The sequence below is a fragment of the Ochrobactrum sp. RH2CCR150 genome, from assembly GCA_014138095.1.
Lineage (GTDB): Bacteria > Pseudomonadota > Alphaproteobacteria > Rhizobiales > Rhizobiaceae > Brucella > Brucella gambitense.
On sequence record JACGXE010000001.1, the window covers coordinates 113,073 to 129,309 of the forward strand.

Genomic DNA, 16,237 nt, shown 5'->3' on the forward strand with positions numbered 1-16,237 from the left:
TGACAAAGAAAAAGGGGAAGGCAACGGCCTTCCCCTTTGCGTATTTAGACTGATAGTTGGCGCTACTACACGCGGCGCTCGACCATCATCTTTTTAATCTCGGCACAAGAGGCGTGGAGGCCGCAGGCCGACAGGGATCGCAAAGAAAGAGCGATTGCCGCGATTAGACGCGGCGCTCGACCATCATCTTCTTGATTTCGGCAATCGCCTTGGCCGGGTTCAATCCCTTCGGGCAGGTCTGCGCGCAGTTCATGATCGTGTGGCAGCGATAGAGACGGAACGGATCCTCGAGATTGTCGAGGCGTTCGCCCTTGGCTTCATCGCGGCTGTCGATCAGCCAGCGATAGGCCTGAAGCAGCACAGCCGGACCGAGGTAACGGTCGCCGTTCCACCAGTAGCTCGGGCACGAGGTCGAGCAGCAGGCGCACAGAATGCACTCGTAGAGACCGTCCAGCTTCTGGCGGTCATCATGGCTCTGCAGCCATTCCTTCTGCGGCTCCGGCGAAACCGTCTTGAGCCAAGGCTCAATCGAACGGTGCTGAGCGTAGAAGTTGTTGAGGTCCGGAACGAGATCCTTCACCACTGGCATGTGCGGCAGCGGGTAAACCTTGATGGTCCCCTTGATGTCGTCCATGCCCTTGGTGCAGGCCAGCGTGTTGGCGCCATCGATGTTCATCGCGCAGGAACCGCAAATGCCTTCACGGCACGAACGGCGCAGCGTCAGCGTCGGATCGATCTTGTTCTTGATATAGAGCAGACCGTCCAGAACCATCGGGCCGCAATCGTCGCGATCGACATAATAGGTGTCGATGCTCGGATTGGCGTCGTCGTCCGGCGACCAGCGATAAATACGGAATTCCGTGACGCGCTTTGCGCCATCAGGACGGGGCCAGGTCTTGCCCTCCTGCATGCGGGAATTCTTGGGAAGTGCGAGTTCAACCATTGCTCTTTCCCTTAATCAGTAAACGCGCTTCTTCGGCGCAATCTTGGCGAGGCTGATGCCACCTTCTTCTTCCGTCGTGAGCGGATCGAGGTGAACGGCGCGATAACCGAGCGTCACCTTGCCGTCCGGCGACAGCCAGGACAGGGTGTGCTTACGCCATTCGGCATCGTTACGGTCCGGGAAATCCTCATGCGCGTGAGCGCCGCGGCTTTCATGACGTGCTTCCGCCGAAACAACGGTCGTCAACGCATTGGCCATGAGGTTTTCAAGTTCGAGCGTCTCGACAAGATCGGAGTTCCAGATCATCGAGCGGTCGGAAACCTTGATATCCGGCAGTTCGTGCCAGAGCTTTTCCATGCGCTCGCAGCCCTGCTTGAGCGATTCCGACGTGCGGAACACGGCGGCGTCTTCCTGCATGGTGCGCTGCATCTTTTCGCGCAGCTCTGCCGTCGGCGTCGAGCCATTGGCGTAACGCAGGCGATGGAAACGATCCATGATCTTTTCGACAGCAGCTTCGTTGATGTCCGGGATCTTCGCAGCGCGGTCGATGACTTCGCCAGCGCGGATCGCAGCCGCACGACCGAACACCACAAGGTCGATCAGCGAGTTGGAGCCGAGACGGTTTGCACCGTGCACCGAAGCGCAGCCCGCTTCGCCGACAGCCATCAGGCCCGGCTGGACGCGATCCGGATCTTCCGGCGTCGGGTTCAGCACTTCGCCCCAGTAATTGGTTGGAATGCCGCCCATATTGTAGTGAACGGTTGGCAGAACCGGGATCGGTTCCTTGGTCACGTCCACGCCTGCGAAAATCTTGGCCGACTCGGAGATACCCGGCAGGCGTTCATGCAGAACGGCGGGATCGAGATGGTCGAGATGCAGGAAGATGTGATCCTTGGCCTTGCCGACGCCACGACCGGCGCGGATTTCCATGGTCATGCAGCGCGAAACCACGTCACGCGAGGCAAGATCCTTGGCCGATGGGGCATAACGCTCCATGAAGCGCTCGCCTTCAGAATTGACCAGATAGCCACCTTCGCCGCGTGCGCCTTCGGTGATGAGGCAGCCTGCGCCATAAATGCCGGTCGGATGGAACTGAACGAACTCCATGTCCTGAAGCGGCAGGCCAGCGCGTGCAGCCATGCCGCCGCCGTCGCCGGTGCAGGTATGGGCCGAGGTAGCCGAAAAGTAGGAGCGACCATAACCACCCGTCGCCAGAACCACCATCTTGGCGGAGAAGCGGTGGATCGTGCCGTCATCGAGGTTCCACGCCACGACGCCGGTGCAGACACCGTCGGTCATGATCAGGTCGAGCGCGAAATATTCGATGAAGAACTGTGCGTTGTTCTTCAGGCTCTGGCCGTAAAGCGTGTGCAGGATGGCGTGGCCGGTACGGTCAGCGGCAGCGCAGGTGCGCTGAACCGGAGGACCGTCGCCAAAGTTCTGCATGTGGCCGCCGAACGGACGCTGATAGATCTTGCCTTCTTCCGTACGCGAGAACGGCACACCATAGTGCTCCAGCTCGTAAACGGCGGCAGGCGCTTCACGCGCCAGATATTCCATCGCATCGGTATCGCCGAGCCAGTCCGATCCCTTGACGGTATCGTACATATGCCACTGCCAGCTGTCCGGGCCCATATTCTTCAGCGAGGCGGCAATGCCGCCCTGCGCCGCAACTGTGTGCGAACGGGTCGGGAAAACCTTCGTGATACAAGCGGTCTTCAGGCCCTGCTCGGCCATGCCGAGCGTGGCGCGCAGACCAGCGCCACCGGCGCCAACCACGACAACGTCGAACTTGTGATCGACAAACTTGTAGGACTTTTCGCCCGCAGCAGGAGCTGCATTCTTTTCTGCACTAGCCATCGGGCTATCAACCTCCGAAGCTGAGCTTGAGGATCGCGAAAACGCAGGCAAAACCAACCACCGCCGCAAAGAAGGTGTTCAGCATCACCAGCACGATCTTCATGCCTTCGCCATGCACATAATCTTCGATAATGACCTGCATGCCCAAACGCATGTGATAGACGCCGGTCAGAACGAACAGCGCCATGATAATCGCGGTAAGGGGATGCGAGAGAGCAGCCCGGACTTCCGCAAAGCTTGCGCCGTTGAGCGAAATCACCAGGCCGATGAAAAAGAGAACCAGCGGCACCAGAGCCACTGCCGTCATGCGCTGATACCAGAAATGGCTGGTGCCTTCCTTGGCGGAGCCAAGACCGCGAACCTTGCCAAGAGGCGTACGCATATCGTTATTCGAACCGCTCATGGGATCAGCCTCCTAGCGCACCGAGTAAGCGACGACCCAAACGAGGATCGTTGCGATGACGGAGAAGACAACCGTTGCCCAGGCAATCTTGGAAGCGGTGTGCTTTTCAAGACCTGCGCCGGTATCCCAGATGAAGTGACGAACGCCGCCAGCCAGATGATGCAGCAGCGCCCAGGTGTAGCCGAACAGAACAAGCTGGCCGATCCAGGAGCCGAAAATGGCGTTGACGGCATTGAAGCACTCTTCGCCAACAGCTGCGGAAATGAGCCAGGCTGCAAGCAGCAATGTGCCGAAATAGAGAGCGCCGCCCGTGATACGATGCACGATGGACATCGTCATCGTGATGACCGGCTTATAGACGGACAGATGCGGCGACAAAGGACGCTGACGCGTTACGGTCGGTTGTGTCATGGTTCTCGTTGGCCTCTCGTGGGGCTTCCCTGACGTTTCTCCCCGGCAATACCCACCGAAGACGATCGGTCTGGCGCACCGGATGGCGGGTTATTCTAAAAACCCAGTATTTGAAGTCGTCCTTCACGCAAGGTACCGGAACTTCCGATGCTGCGTCGGCACGACCCAAGAAATATGGCGAGACCGTGGAATACGGCCTTATGTGCCGCTTTCTACTGCTCTTTTACCATCACGTCAAAGAAGCTTTTTCACGAAAAGACTAACAATTGGTCGCACCTTTGCGACACATTCACGTGATTGCGGCCTTCAATCGTTTGAAGGCCGCAATTTCAAAAAACATGTGTAAATTCATCAACTTTAGCAAAGACGCATCAAGCGCCGAATCGAATCACATAGCTCGACCAGTCAGCTGCCGTCGCGATCTGCTCATAGAGTTTGCGGCCGTCTTCCGGCACGCGCGGTGCATTGAGCACAAGCTTGGACCAGCTGCGCTCTTCCGCCTTGTCGGCCAGCAGGTCGATCAGCGCCTTGGCGATGCCTTTGCCGCGATGATCGTGATGGACATAGATGTGATCCACCTGCCCTGCGCGCAGGCCCGAAACCGGCTCCGGCAGATCGTAGAAAATCACAAAGCCGACGAGATTACCGTCGAGACGTGCGCCGAGAATTTCGGTGGCGCGGTCCTGCAATAGATGTTCGGCATAATAATCGTCGGGACGACGCGGCGCGCCGCGCTTCAGCGCCTGCGCGTAGCTGGCGAGCAGCGGCGCAAATTCGTGAGCATCACGAAGATGAAGATGCGCGATATCGACGGCGTGATCTTTGGTCATTGAACATTCCTTGGCCTTCGGGGCGGTTCAAGTCGCCTTTGGTCATAACGCTGCGAAGCAGTTGCGCCCAAAGGCTTATCCGATTGTAGCCAGCACGGATGACAAAGGTAAAGAAAGAGTTAAGATGATACGGAAACTCTTTTTGCGTCAGACGGCGAAGGTGAACCCGCACCATGGCAAACCGAAACAGAACAGTCTTGATAGCTTCCTGTGTACTTGCGCTTGCGGGTTTTGTCGCGACGGCATCCGCCGACACCACGTTGCGCTATGCCGACGCATCGGGAAATCTGATCATGCAGAAGGCGGATGGCGGCCCCAAGATCATCCGTGTCGGTGCAGCGCACAAAGACCCGACATTGCAGACGCCGCGCCGGATACAGGGCACGGCAACCATCACCGCTCCGCAAGACAAGGCTGTGGCTTATATCGTCGGGCCTCCGAACAGCAGCTGCGAAAGCGCCGTCGTTCTGCATGGACGCTCATTCATGTATGGGCTGGATAAGGGTGAAACGCCGGTTCTGGATCATCCGGGCTGTTGAGCCGGATTATCCGCGCGTGCGGGCCGAGCCTGACGGCCGAAACTCCACAACATTCTCATCGGAGATAATCGGCGACGCTGCGCGCACGCAATTGCGGCCGCCCTTCTTCGCCTCATACAGCGCGCCGTCAGCCCGCTTGTAGAGATCGGAAAACATGTCGTCGAACTCCATCTCGGCAACGCCGAAGCTGGCGGTAAAATCGATATCCCCGCTATTGCTTGGAATCTGGATCGTGCCGCATGCCAGACGCATACCATCGGCACAGCGCGACGCCGACTGAATGGTGTTTCCCGGCAGCAGGACTGCAAACTCCTCTCCGCCCATACGTGCCGCGAAGCCGCCTCTGGCAACTGCCGTCTTGCGCAGTTCAGCCGCAAAGGCCGCAATGACACGGTCTCCCAGCGCATGGCCGTAATTGTCATTTATCAATTTGAAATAGTCGATATCGCAAACCACGAGCGACAAGGCCTGCCGCGACCGCTTCGATTTGTCGATCGCCGCTTCCGCCCGCAATGCAAAACCACGGCGATTGAGCAGCGCTGAAAGCTCGTCCGTTTCGGACCGAATAGTCATATCGGAAAGCAGTTCCCGCATCAGGCTCAACAGCAACATGAGTCCCGCAGCGACAGACAGACCTGCCCCAATCGACTGGGCAAAAAGCGCATAGGCCGTATTTACATAATCGTTCGGCTCAGCACCCGCGCCGCCCGACACGGTGGCCAGCAATGGCTTCATCAGAAAATGCACAGCACTGAAAGCAAAAAGCACGGCCATCAGCAGATCGACTGCACCGCGCCCGCTGGAACGCAGGATAATCCAGACGGCAAGCGCCAATGCCAGAAAATAAGGCGTCTGGTAGAGAAACAGGCCCGCCCAAGTGCTGCGGGCAATACCGTAAATGGTGTAGATCATCACCAGCGAAAGGAATACGAGCAGGCCGAGCGTCTTCCACGGAACCGGAGCGGCATACATGCGCGCCAGACCGATGACGAGGCAGGACAGCGTCATCAAATAGGTCGCGAAAGCGAGCATATAACCGAGACGCGGGCTTGGCATGGACGGCATGGCCAGCTCGGTCAGGAAGTAAAGCATTGCAAAGACGAAGCCCATCGCGAAGACGCGCGCAGCCGCATTGCCTCTCGCATAAACGGCAATGCCGAAAAACGCGAAGGCAAACAGACCGGATACGGTCATGTTGATGATGAGAATGAAATCGGCCCCGCCCATGAATGCCTTTTCCGTTCGAAGCGCCTTCAAATAAGAAAACACTAATCTAACAGCACTTGCATATACATGGAATATGCGAGGAAACCATGAAGAAGCTCATAAGAGCATTGCTGTTTAAGGCATTCGTTTTCGATATCTCTATTCTAAAAAGTGCATAAAAGAAAAAGCCGCCGGATCGCTCCGGCGGCTTTTCCAATTCAGTTCGTCCGGAAAGTTAGTTCCAGTCGCGAATGTCGACGAAGTGACCGGCAATCGCAGCAGCAGCAGCCATGGCTGGCGATACGAGATGGGTGCGGCCCTTGAAGCCCTGACGGCCTTCGAAGTTACGGTTCGAGGTCGAAGCGCAACGCTCACCCGGCTTCAGGCGGTCGTCATTCATGGCGAGGCACATGGAGCAGCCCGGCTCGCGCCAGTCAAAACCGGCTTCGATGAAGATCTTGTCGAGGCCTTCGGCTTCCGCCTGTTCCTTCACGAGACCCGAGCCCGGCACGATCATGGCGTTGACGCCATCGGCAACCTTTTTGCCAGCGGCCATACGCGCTGCATCGCGCAGATCTTCGATACGGCCATTGGTGCAGGAACCGATGAAGACGCGATCGATCTTGATGTCGGTCATCTTGGTGCCCGGCTTCAGACCCATATAGTCGAGCGCACGCCACTTGGATGCACGCTTGGTTTCGTCCTTGATTTCGTCCGGGTTCGGAACGATGTCGGTGACGAAAACAACGTCTTCCGGCGACGAGCCCCAGGAGACAACCGGCGAAATCTTGGCGGCGTCCAGCTCGACGATCTTGTCGAAATGCGCACCTTCATCCGAATGCAGCGTCTTCCAGTAGCCGATAGCCTGCTCCAGCGCTTCGCCCTTCGGCGCGCGCGGCTTGTCCTGCACATAGGCGAAGGTCGTTTCGTCCGGAGCGATCAGACCAGCGCGTGCGCCGCCTTCAATCGACATGTTGCAGACGGTCATGCGACCTTCCATCGACAGCGAGCGAATGGCGCTGCCTGCATATTCGATCACGTAGCCGGTGCCGCCCGCGGTACCGATTTCACCGATGATGGCGAGCGTGATGTCCTTGGCGGTGACGCCGGGAGCCAGTTCGCCCTCAACACGCACCAGCATGTTCTTGGCTTTTTTCTGGATCAGCGTCTGGGTCGCGAGCACATGCTCGACTTCCGACGTACCAATACCATGCGCCAGCGAACCGAATGCGCCATGGGTCGAGGTGTGGCTGTCGCCGCAAACAATCGTCATGCCCGGCAGGGTGAAGCCCTGTTCCGGTCCGACGATGTGCACGACGCCCTGACGGCGATCGCGTTCGGAATAATATTCGACGTTGAAATCGGCAGCATTCTTGGCGAGAGCCTCAACCTGGATGCGGCTTTCTTCGTTCTTGATGCCGTTGACGCGATCTTTCGAAGTCGGCACGTTGTGATCGACCACAGCCAGCGTCTTCTCGGGATGGCGCACCTGACGGCCAGCCATGCGCAAGCCTTCGAAAGCCTGCGGGCTCGTCACTTCGTGCACAAGATGGCGATCAATATAAAGGAGGCAGGTACCATCTTCCTGCTGATCCACTACATGGTCGTCCCAGATCTTGTCATAAAGTGTACGCGGCGCGCTCATTGCGAGAGTTCCTTTGAACGGTTCTTAATTTGGCTGTCATATGCACCTGCCGTCGCGTTTCGTCAAGAAACTGAAACCGCAACAGGGTGTCGCAGTAACAATCTTGCGCAAAGCGGGCAGAATTATGCCTGATATTATGTGTCGCGGTGCATTTGGCAAATAAAAAAGGCGGCCACAGGCCGCCTTTTTCAAAGATCTCTGGCTGAAACTTATTCAGCAGCGGTCTTGGCAGCTTCGGCCTTGGCAGCGGCAGCCTTGTCAGCTTCGCGCTCAGCCTTGGTGCGGTTGTCTTTCTTTTCAGAAATACGGGCAGCCTTACCGGTGAGGCCACGCAGGTAGTAAAGCTTGGCGCGACGGACCTTACCGCGGCGAACCAGCTCAACGCCTTCAACGATCGGCGAGTAAACCGGGAATACGCGCTCTACGCCTTCGCCGTACGAAATCTTGCGAACGGTGAAGTTTTCGTTGAGGCCAGCGCCCGAACGAGCGATACAAACGCCTTCATAGGCCTGCACACGGGTACGCGTACCTTCGGTAACGCGAACCTGAACGCGAACCGTGTCGCCCGGCTGGAATTCTGGAAGCTTGCGCTTTTCTTCGATCTTTGCTGCCTGTTCGGCTTCAAGCTGACGAATGATGTCGGTCATCGTCTGACTCCTTCTATGTTCTTTTCAAACAGTCAGAGCGCTCTGCACTTGCCGCCAAGCAATCCTTGGCCTTGCGGCTATGCCTTCAAAATCAGGCAGGAGCGGTACACCATTTATTGGTTTACGGACGTCTCGGGCTTGGCCCGAACGAGGTACTGCAATGTCGGGTTTTCCCGAACAGACGCGCCAATACAGCATTGCGAGGGATTTGTCACGCCCTGTCAGAATTTTTAATAGCCAGCCGCAACCGACTATGTCAGAAATATTGCAAGAAATAACGGCTTAGCATTCAATAAGTCTAATAAAGCATAAAGCTAAAATGGGGACAATATGACTATCAAACAACCGTCGCCCTCATTGTATAATGAGGATTTGGCGCCTGCAGTCGAACGCAAATGGGGCGCTTTCAGTATTTTCAACGTCTGGACATCGGACGTTCATAGTCTTTGGGGCTATTATCTTGCCGCGAGTCTTTTTCTGCTTTGTGGCAGCTTTCTGAACTTCGTCATCGCCATCGGTCTCGGCTCACTGGTCATCTTCTTTCTGATGAGCCTTGTCGGCAATGCGGGCGTACGGACAGGCGTGCCGTTTCCGGTGTTGGCGCGCGCATCCTTCGGCACATTCGGCGCGAATTTTCCAGCGCTTGTGCGCGGCGTTGTCGCCTGTTTCTGGTATGGCGCGCAGACAGCAGCAGCTTCAGGCGCTCTCGTTGCGCTGCTGATCCGCAATGACAGCATGCTGGCCTTCCACCAGAACAGCCATCTGCTCGGCCATTCGACCTTGGAAGTCATCTGCTACGTGCTGGTCTGGGCGGCGCAGCTGCTGATCATCCAGCGCGGCATGGAAACGGTGCGCCGCTTTCAGGATTGGGCTGGTCCGGCTGTCTGGATCATGATGCTCATTCTTGCCGTCTATCTGGTCATCAAGGCCGGTACATTCTCTTTCGGCAGTGAAATCCCGCGCGACATCCTGCTGGAGAAAACCAGAGACGCTGGCGTGTCCGGCGAGCCGGGTTCCATCGCAGCGCTGGCAGCCGTCGCCGCTACCTGGATCACCTATTTCGCAGCGCTCTATCTCAATTTCTGCGACTTCTCACGCTATGCCAAGGATGAAGCGGCGCTGCGGCGCGGCAATCTTTGGGGCCTTCCGGTCAATCTGCTGGCCTTCTGCCTCGTTGCCGGCGTCACAACCACAGCCGCTTTCACCGTTTATGGCGAAGTGCTGCTGCATCCCGACCAGATTTCGGCCAAGTTCGACAGCTGGTTCCTCGCATTGCTGGCCGCGCTGACATTCACCGTCGCAACGCTCGGCATCAATGTGGTGGCAAACTTCGTTTCCGCCGCCTTCGATTTCTCGAATACATTTCCGCAAAAGGTTTCCTTCAAGCGCGGCGGCGTCGTTGCGGCGCTGATCGCGCTGATCCTCTATCCGTTCGCACCATGGGAAACCGGCGCTGCGCATTTCGTCAATTTCCTGGGCTCCACCATGGGGCCGATCTTCGGGATCATGATGGTCGACTATTATCTGCTCCGTCGCGGACAGCTGAATGTCGCCGATCTTTATCAGGAGAATGGTGAGTTCCGCTTCCAGAACGGCTGGCACGTCAAGGCTTTCATCGCCTTTGCGATTGGTGCTCTATTCTCGTCTGTCCTGCCGATGGCCACCAATCTTCTCCCGGACTGGTGGGGAACCTATGGCTGGTTCTTCGGGGTCGGCATTGGCGGCGGCGTCTATTTCATACTCCGCAGGCCGGAAGCGCAGGCTCACGTATCCGCAAAACAACATGCCTGAAACAAAAATGCCCGGTGAAAACCGGGCATTTTCATCTATTTGCCGATACGGCCAAGATGCGTATCCTGAAAGCCTGATCCATATTTGAGACCGAAGCCCAGCGCCCGGTCCACACCGATATGCACGGCCCATATCAACGCCATGGCGATGCAGACTTGCCAGTTCATCGCCCAGCCAAAAACAGCCAGCAGAACCACGCCAATCCAGCTATGGGCGATATTATAGACCACCGCACCGGTGCGCGGTCCCTTCATATAGGCAAAGAACGACAAATCCGGCGCCAGAACCAGTATGGCAAAAAGCCACCAGCTTGCTCCACTCACCCAATAGGCTCCGAGCGCCAGAAGCGCGAGGGACAGGCTTTCCAGACGCTGGATCAGATTCATTTGCGTTTTGTCTCCTGATAGGAATCCCAGAGATCGGGGCGGCGTTCGCGGGTGATCCGCTCGGCCTGCGCATGCCGCCACTTGTCGATGGCGCCATGATTGCCGGATGTCAGAACATCGGGGATAGACCTGTCTTCCCAAACCTGCGGGCGCGTATAATGCGGATGTTCGAGCAGCCCGGTCTCGAAACTCTCCGTTTCGCCCGATTGCTGATTGCCCATCACACCCGGCAACAAGCGCACCACGGCATCAAGCAGCACGATGGCCGCCGTCTCTCCGCCGGAGAGAATATAATCGCCGATCGAGACTTCCTCGAGTTGGCGCGCTTCAATCACGCGCTCATCCACACCTTCGAAGCGACCGCACAGAATGATCGCGCCCGGCCCGGCGGCAAGCTCGCGCACGCGCTTTTGCGTCAGCGGTGCACCGCGCGGGGTCATCAGCAGCATCGGGCGATCATCGGCAACAGAATCGAGCGCCCGCGCAATCACATCGGGCTTCATCACCATGCCCGCGCCACCGCCCGACGGCGTGTCATCGACCATGCGATGCCTGCCTTCAGCAAAATCGCGGATCTGCACCGTGTCGAGCTGCCATTTCGCCTCGGCAAGCGCCTTGCCAGCCAGTGAAACGCCAAGCGGCCCCGGAAACATTTCCGGATAGAGCGTCAGCACCGAAGCATGGAAAAACCCTGCTTCGTGGTCTGCCGGGCCCTGTTCCGAAGATTCGTCGGTCATGACTTCTTCGGTCGCTTCTTCTGTTGATGACCACCCTTCAGCGGATTGTCGCTTTCATCGGGGATCAGGCCTGCCGCGAACGGCTCCACCAGCAGAGTGCCTTTTTCGAAATCGATTTCCGGCACAGCCGCTTCGGTAAACGGAATGAGCATCGGGCGCTTGCCCTTTTCGCTCAGCTCGATGATATCACCGCCGCCGAAATCGAACACCGCGCTGACAACGCCATAGCTTTTACCCTCGGCATCCATTGCCGCAAGCCCGATCAGGTCAGTCTGGAAGAACTCGTCGTCGTCCAGATCGTCATCCGACAATTGCGCACGGTCGATGTAAAGCGCTGTACCGTTGAGCGCCTCGGCGGCGTTGCGGTCGTTGACGCCCTTGAAGCGTACAATCACAACCGTCTTCGCGGCTCGCGCTTCAAGAACTTCATAGCCCTTGCCCTGCTCGTCATAGAGCAGGCCATAATCGCCAATTGAAAGTGGATCTTCGGTGAATGTCTTGATTCTGACTTCGCCACGGATGCCGTGGGCGGCACCGACGACGGCGAGCTGAATCGGATTTTCTGGACGTGGCATGGTTGCCCCTGATCTGGATTCGGGCACATCGCCCCGACAGTGAGGCCGATATGCGCTGCTGATTAGCTTTATCGCTTAGCGAATTAACACCGAAACGCCAAGAAAAATGCACTGTTTCAGCAAAGTCGCCCATGGAAACCGCAAAGGCAACCAGCCGGTAACCTCTCCCTGACAAACTGTCAGCCGAAACTTCAACCGGTAGATTTCAAGATGGCGATGAATGGCGAATTCCTGATTCCCGCCCGTGCAGACCTTGCGGCTGCCCGCGAGGAATGGCTGAAGACATTGAAGGATACGCGCCGTCTTTCTGAAAATACCGTCGAAGCCTATGAGCGCGACTCGCGGCAATTTCTCAATTTTCTCACCGGACATCTGGGTGAACCGCCCTCACTGAAAGATGTCAGCAGCCTGCGCGTTGCCGATCTGCGCTCGTTCCTCGCCAGCCGCCGCAATGATGGTGCGGGCGCTCGAACCCTTGGGCGCGGTCTGGCCGGTATACGGTCCCTGCTGCGCTATCTGGAAAAGCGCGGTCTGGCCAATGCCGCAGGCGCGAGCGCCATGCGCGCACCGCGCCAGCCGAAATCACTGCCGAAACCGTTGACTGCCGATGACGCTCGCCGTGTGGTCGCTGCCGATGGCCAGATGGCCGAGGAACCGTGGATCGCGGCGCGCAACGCCGCCGTGCTGACCTTGCTCTATGGTTGCGGCCTGCGCATTTCCGAGGCTCTTGGCCTCAAAGGCGATGCGCTCTCCGACAGTTCAGCCCTTTCGATCACCATAACCGGCAAGGGCAACAAGTCCCGGCTCGTGCCCCTGCTGCCAATCATCCACCGCGCCGTGGCGCAATATCGTGCGCTCTGCCCCTATGATCTCTCTGCCGACAAGCCGCTGTTTCGCGGCGCGAAAGGCGGCGAGCTTCATGCCGCCATCATCCAGCGCGAAATGCAGAAATTGCGCGCCGGGCTTGGCCTGCCGGACAGCGCCACGCCGCATGCGCTGCGCCATTCCTTCGCCACCCATCTGTTAGGCCGCGGCGGCGACTTGCGCACGATTCAGGAACTGCTTGGCCATGCCAGCCTGTCCACCACGCAGATCTATACCGGCGTGGATACGGAGCGCTTGCTGGAAGTCTATGACAAGGCGCATCCAAGAGCCTGAACCGGGCACCTTTCACATCGCGGAAGATTGCTTATATTCCCCTGTATGAAAAAGCTGCTTCTCGTTCTTCTATGCGCCGTCTTCGCCGGTTCTGTCACCGCCCGCGCTGACGAAAAGTCCACCGCCTGCTCCATTCGGGGTGCAAACCTCGTCGATGGCGTGGAGAAAAGCGACCCCGCTCTCTGGAAAGAGCTGCGTGCGGAAGCAGAATCAATCCCCAACCATCAGGGCCGCATCTGGAAGATCGAAAAGGACGGGGTAGCGCCGTCCTATCTGTTCGGCACCATCCATCTCAGCGATCCTCGTGTGCTGGAATTGCCGAAGGTGGTGCAGGACGCCTATCAATCGGCGAATACCGTCGTGATCGAAACCACTGATGTTCTCGACCAGAAAAACTTTCTGCGTTTGAAGCTGGAACGTCCCGAACTGCTGCTTTTCACCGATGGCAGCACGCTCAAATCGCATCTGCCATCCGACAGGCGTGACGATATTGAAAAGAAGCTTGCGGAGCGCGGCATCATTCTCGATGCGGTCGCCAAGATGAAGCCGTGGATTCTCACCACGCTGCTGGCCATGCCCAAATGCGAGCGCGAGCGCAAAAGCGAAGGCGTGAAGTCGCTCGACGAGTTTCTGGCCGTCAATGCAAAGGCAGAAGGGCGCAACATTGAGGGGCTGGAAACGGCTGCGGAACAGTTCGAAGCCACCGAGAAGCTTCCGCTCGATTTTCACATTCGCAATCTCATCGCCACGGTCGATTACGGTGACAAAACCGAAGACGCCATGGAAACGACCACCGCGCTTTATCTGAAGGGCGAGCTTGGCATGATCATGCCGGCGCTGAGACAGATCGTGCCGGATGCTTTGTCCGATCAGGATTACGATCTGTTCCTGAAATATCTGATCACCGACCGCAACCACACCATGGCGGACCGGGCCGTTCCGCTGCTTGAAAAAGGCAATGTCTTTATTGCTATCGGCGCCCTGCACCTGCCGGGCGAAGAAGGCGTGGTGGAACTGCTGCGGGCCAAGGGCTATCGCCTGACGGCGCTTTAGCCCCCTGCCCGCACGCGGAACAATCGGCTTTTGACTGCGTTCACTCTGCTGAAGCAGGTTTGTGGCGGCTGGAGGCCGCGCAACCCCGATGCGACAACTGGAGGAGCGCGCAATGGTTGATCCCCTCGATCCGCGAAACGACCCCAGAACGAACCCGGTCAATACTGACCCGAGACTGTCGGACCCTTCCGGCATGCCGCCGCCGCAACGCGGCGGTAGCGGCTATGTTCTGGGTGCCGTTCTGCTCGTGGCAATCATCATTCTCGGCTATTTCTTTTACAATAATGGCACGAGAACCGACACGGCGGCACCCCCGCCAGCGACGCAGAGCGAACCCGCAACACCGGCTCCGGCAACGCCTGCCAATCCGCCAGCCCAGAATTAATTCCCATAGAAACAAGAAAGGCCCGCTTGCGCGGGCCTTTCTGCGTTCTCTCTAGAGCGGTTCCGGTTAAAACGGAATCGTGGAACCGCTCTATCTATTTTTAAGCATTATCCTACGCAAAACCGCTTCGCACTTTTGCTGGAAATGCTCGAAGAGATTACATATGGATCGGCTTAGCGAAGGTCGCCAGAGCGGATTCGCGCACGGCTTCCGACATGGTCGGATGCGCATGGCAGGTGCGGGCCAGATCTTCCGAAGAACCGCCAAATTCCATCAGAACGGCCAGTTCGTGGATCATTTCGCCAGCGTTGTAGCCGAGGATATGCGCACCAAGAACGCGGTCCGTCGCCTTGTCGGCGAGGATTTTCACGAAGCCGTCCGTGTGCAGCATGGCGCGTGCGCGACCATTGGCCGTGAACGGGAACTTGCCGACCTTGTATTCAATACCGGCAGCTTTCAGTTCTTCTTCGGTCTTGCCGACAGAAGCCACTTCCGGCTGGGTATAGACGACGCTTGGAATGACGTCGAAATTCACATGACCGGCCTGACCGGCGATGATTTCAGCAACGGCAATGCCTTCGTCTTCAGCCTTGTGCGCCAGCATCGGGCCCTGCACCACGTCGCCGATAGCGTAAATGCCTTCAACGTTGGTGCGCCAGTGATCGTCAATCGCAACGCGACCGCGATCATCGACATTGACGCCTGCTTCCTGAAGGCCAAGACCGTCCGTATAAGGACGACGGCCCGTGGAGATCAGAACGGCATCGGCTTCGAGTGTTTCGGCATCGCCGCCCTTTACAGGCTCGAAAGTGACCTTTGCACCCTTGCCGGACTTTTCCACGCCCGTCACTTTCGCGCTGAGCTTGAAGGCAATGCCCTGCTTTTCGAGCAGACGCTGGAACTGCTTGGAAACTTCGCCGTCCATTGCGCCCAGCACCTTGTCGAGATATTCGACAACCGTGACCTTTGCACCGAGACGCGCCCAGACAGAACCGAGTTCCAGACCGATCACACCGCCGCCGACGACGACGAGATGACCCGGAACCTTGTCAAAGGACAGAGCGCCGGTCGAGGAAACGATGGTCTTCTCATCGATGTCGACCTTGACGCCCGGAATACCGGCGACGTCGGAACCAGTGGCAATGATGATGTTCTTAGCTTCGATTTCCTCAACCTTGCCGTCTTCGGCAGTCACGGAAACCTTGCCCTTGGCGACGACCTTGCCGGTGCCGATATAAGGCGTGATCTTGTTCTTCTTGAACAGGAATTCCACGCCGGTCACATTGGCCTTCACGGTCGCGTCCTTGTGGGCCAGCATCTTTCCGAGGTTAAGCTTGGGCGACACTTCCACGCCGAGCGTATCGAAGGAGTGGCCAGCTTCGGCAAAGACTTCCGATGCATGCAGAAGCGCCTTGGACGGAATGCAGCCGACATTGAGGCAGGTGCCGCCGAAGGTCTTGCGCTTTTCCACCACAGCGACCGAGAGACCCAGCTGCGCGGCCTTGATTGCGGCGACATAACCGCCGGGGCCCGTACCGATGACAACCACATCATAAGACATTGAATTACCCTTTTCAGTCTTTCCTGAACGTTTTTCGTTAGAGTACCGCATTTATGCGACGCCAAATGTTTCGGCTGCAAAATGCTTGAAATAACCGGCCTTTGTTA

Annotated in this window: 17 protein-coding genes; 5 read left to right on the forward strand and 12 right to left on the reverse strand. The window is 57.7% G+C overall.

Translation table 11 applies throughout. The annotated features are described in order from the left end of the window. Nucleotides 1-163 precede the first annotated feature (163 nt). The 5 genes from FHW03_RS00485 to FHW03_RS00505 form a co-directional block, all read right to left on the reverse strand. Nucleotides 164-943 carry a succinate dehydrogenase iron-sulfur subunit gene (locus FHW03_RS00485; RefSeq protein WP_078337551.1) on the reverse strand — a complete coding sequence of 260 codons (780 nt, stop codon included), beginning with the start codon at nucleotides 941-943 and terminating at the stop codon, nucleotides 164-166. A gap of 15 nt (nucleotides 944-958) precedes the next feature. Next, nucleotides 959-2,803 (reverse strand): succinate dehydrogenase flavoprotein subunit, encoded by a 1,845-nt coding sequence (gene sdhA, locus FHW03_RS00490; RefSeq protein ID WP_078337552.1) that lies wholly within the window; start codon nucleotides 2,801-2,803, stop codon nucleotides 959-961. A gap of 7 nt (nucleotides 2,804-2,810) precedes the next feature. Beyond that, nucleotides 2,811-3,206, reverse strand: coding sequence for a succinate dehydrogenase, hydrophobic membrane anchor protein (gene sdhD, locus FHW03_RS00495; RefSeq protein WP_113533782.1), 396 nt, complete (start codon nucleotides 3,204-3,206; stop codon nucleotides 2,811-2,813). Between the two features lie 12 nt (nucleotides 3,207-3,218). Continuing rightward, nucleotides 3,219-3,617: a succinate dehydrogenase, cytochrome b556 subunit gene (sdhC, locus tag FHW03_RS00500; protein WP_182518885.1), complete on the reverse strand. Its 399-nt coding sequence runs from the start codon at nucleotides 3,615-3,617 to the stop codon at nucleotides 3,219-3,221. Nucleotides 3,618-3,988: 371 nt separating this feature from the next. Then, nucleotides 3,989-4,447 carry a GNAT family N-acetyltransferase gene (locus FHW03_RS00505; RefSeq protein ID WP_182518886.1) on the reverse strand — a complete coding sequence of 153 codons (459 nt, stop codon included), beginning with the start codon at nucleotides 4,445-4,447 and terminating at the stop codon, nucleotides 3,989-3,991. A 173-nt stretch (nucleotides 4,448-4,620) separates the two neighbouring features. Here FHW03_RS00505 and FHW03_RS00510 point away from each other — a divergent pair, with 173 nt between their 5' ends. Then, on the forward strand, nucleotides 4,621-4,986 hold the full coding sequence (locus FHW03_RS00510) for a hypothetical protein (RefSeq protein ID WP_182518887.1): 366 nt from the start codon (nucleotides 4,621-4,623) through the stop codon (nucleotides 4,984-4,986). A gap of 6 nt (nucleotides 4,987-4,992) precedes the next feature. Here FHW03_RS00510 and FHW03_RS00515 read toward each other — a convergent pair whose 3' ends face one another. The 3 genes from FHW03_RS00515 to rplS all read right to left on the reverse strand — a co-directional run bounded on the left by FHW03_RS00515 (nucleotide 4,993) and on the right by rplS (nucleotide 8,484). Continuing rightward, nucleotides 4,993-6,213 (reverse strand): GGDEF domain-containing protein, encoded by a 1,221-nt coding sequence (locus FHW03_RS00515; protein ID WP_182518888.1) that lies wholly within the window; start codon nucleotides 6,211-6,213, stop codon nucleotides 4,993-4,995. Nucleotides 6,214-6,427: 214 nt separating this feature from the next. Next, nucleotides 6,428-7,837 carry a 3-isopropylmalate dehydratase large subunit gene (gene leuC, locus FHW03_RS00520; protein WP_151588424.1) on the reverse strand — a complete coding sequence of 470 codons (1,410 nt, stop codon included), beginning with the start codon at nucleotides 7,835-7,837 and terminating at the stop codon, nucleotides 6,428-6,430. 209 nt (nucleotides 7,838-8,046) lie between these two features. Next, the gene (gene rplS, locus FHW03_RS00525; RefSeq protein WP_182518889.1) at nucleotides 8,047-8,484 is read right to left on the reverse strand and encodes a 50S ribosomal protein L19; all 438 of its coding nucleotides are present in this window, start codon (nucleotides 8,482-8,484) and stop codon (nucleotides 8,047-8,049) included. Between the two features lie 330 nt (nucleotides 8,485-8,814). On the opposite strand from rplS, the gene FHW03_RS00530 reads away from it, so the two are divergent. Next, nucleotides 8,815-10,275, forward strand: a complete 1,461-nt coding sequence (locus FHW03_RS00530) for an NCS1 family nucleobase:cation symporter-1 (protein WP_182518890.1) — start codon at nucleotides 8,815-8,817, stop codon at nucleotides 10,273-10,275. Nucleotides 10,276-10,310: 35 nt separating this feature from the next. Here FHW03_RS00530 and FHW03_RS00535 read toward each other — a convergent pair whose 3' ends face one another. The 3 genes from FHW03_RS00535 to rimM are packed head-to-tail and all read right to left on the reverse strand — an operon-like array spanning nucleotide 10,311 to nucleotide 11,973. After that, entirely contained in the window at nucleotides 10,311-10,661 is a 351-nt protein-coding gene (locus tag FHW03_RS00535; protein WP_182518891.1) for a DUF4260 domain-containing protein, read from the reverse strand. Continuing rightward, nucleotides 10,658-11,398: a tRNA (guanosine(37)-N1)-methyltransferase TrmD gene (gene trmD / locus FHW03_RS00540; protein WP_182518892.1), complete on the reverse strand. Its 741-nt coding sequence runs from the start codon at nucleotides 11,396-11,398 to the stop codon at nucleotides 10,658-10,660. The genes FHW03_RS00535 and trmD overlap by 4 nt, the downstream gene beginning before the upstream one ends. Then, a complete protein-coding gene (rimM, locus tag FHW03_RS00545; RefSeq protein WP_182518893.1) occupies nucleotides 11,395-11,973 on the reverse strand; it encodes a ribosome maturation factor RimM in 579 nt (192 codons plus the stop codon). The genes trmD and rimM overlap by 4 nt, the downstream gene beginning before the upstream one ends. Nucleotides 11,974-12,183: 210 nt before the next feature. On the opposite strand from rimM, the gene FHW03_RS00550 reads away from it, so the two are divergent. The 3 genes from FHW03_RS00550 to FHW03_RS00560 all read left to right on the forward strand — a co-directional run bounded on the left by FHW03_RS00550 (nucleotide 12,184) and on the right by FHW03_RS00560 (nucleotide 14,569). After that, the gene (locus FHW03_RS00550; RefSeq protein WP_182518894.1) at nucleotides 12,184-13,131 is read left to right on the forward strand and encodes a tyrosine recombinase XerC; all 948 of its coding nucleotides are present in this window, start codon (nucleotides 12,184-12,186) and stop codon (nucleotides 13,129-13,131) included. Between the two features lie 45 nt (nucleotides 13,132-13,176). After that, nucleotides 13,177-14,184, forward strand: a complete 1,008-nt coding sequence (locus FHW03_RS00555; protein WP_182518895.1) for a TraB/GumN family protein — start codon at nucleotides 13,177-13,179, stop codon at nucleotides 14,182-14,184. A 112-nt stretch (nucleotides 14,185-14,296) separates the two neighbouring features. Continuing rightward, a complete protein-coding gene (locus FHW03_RS00560; protein WP_182518896.1) occupies nucleotides 14,297-14,569 on the forward strand; it encodes a hypothetical protein in 273 nt (90 codons plus the stop codon). A gap of 157 nt (nucleotides 14,570-14,726) precedes the next feature. Here the strand turns inward: FHW03_RS00560 and lpdA are convergent, their stop codons facing one another. After that, nucleotides 14,727-16,130, reverse strand: coding sequence for a dihydrolipoyl dehydrogenase (gene lpdA, locus FHW03_RS00565; RefSeq protein ID WP_138784162.1), 1,404 nt, complete (start codon nucleotides 16,128-16,130; stop codon nucleotides 14,727-14,729). Between the last annotated feature and the right edge of the window lie 107 nt (nucleotides 16,131-16,237).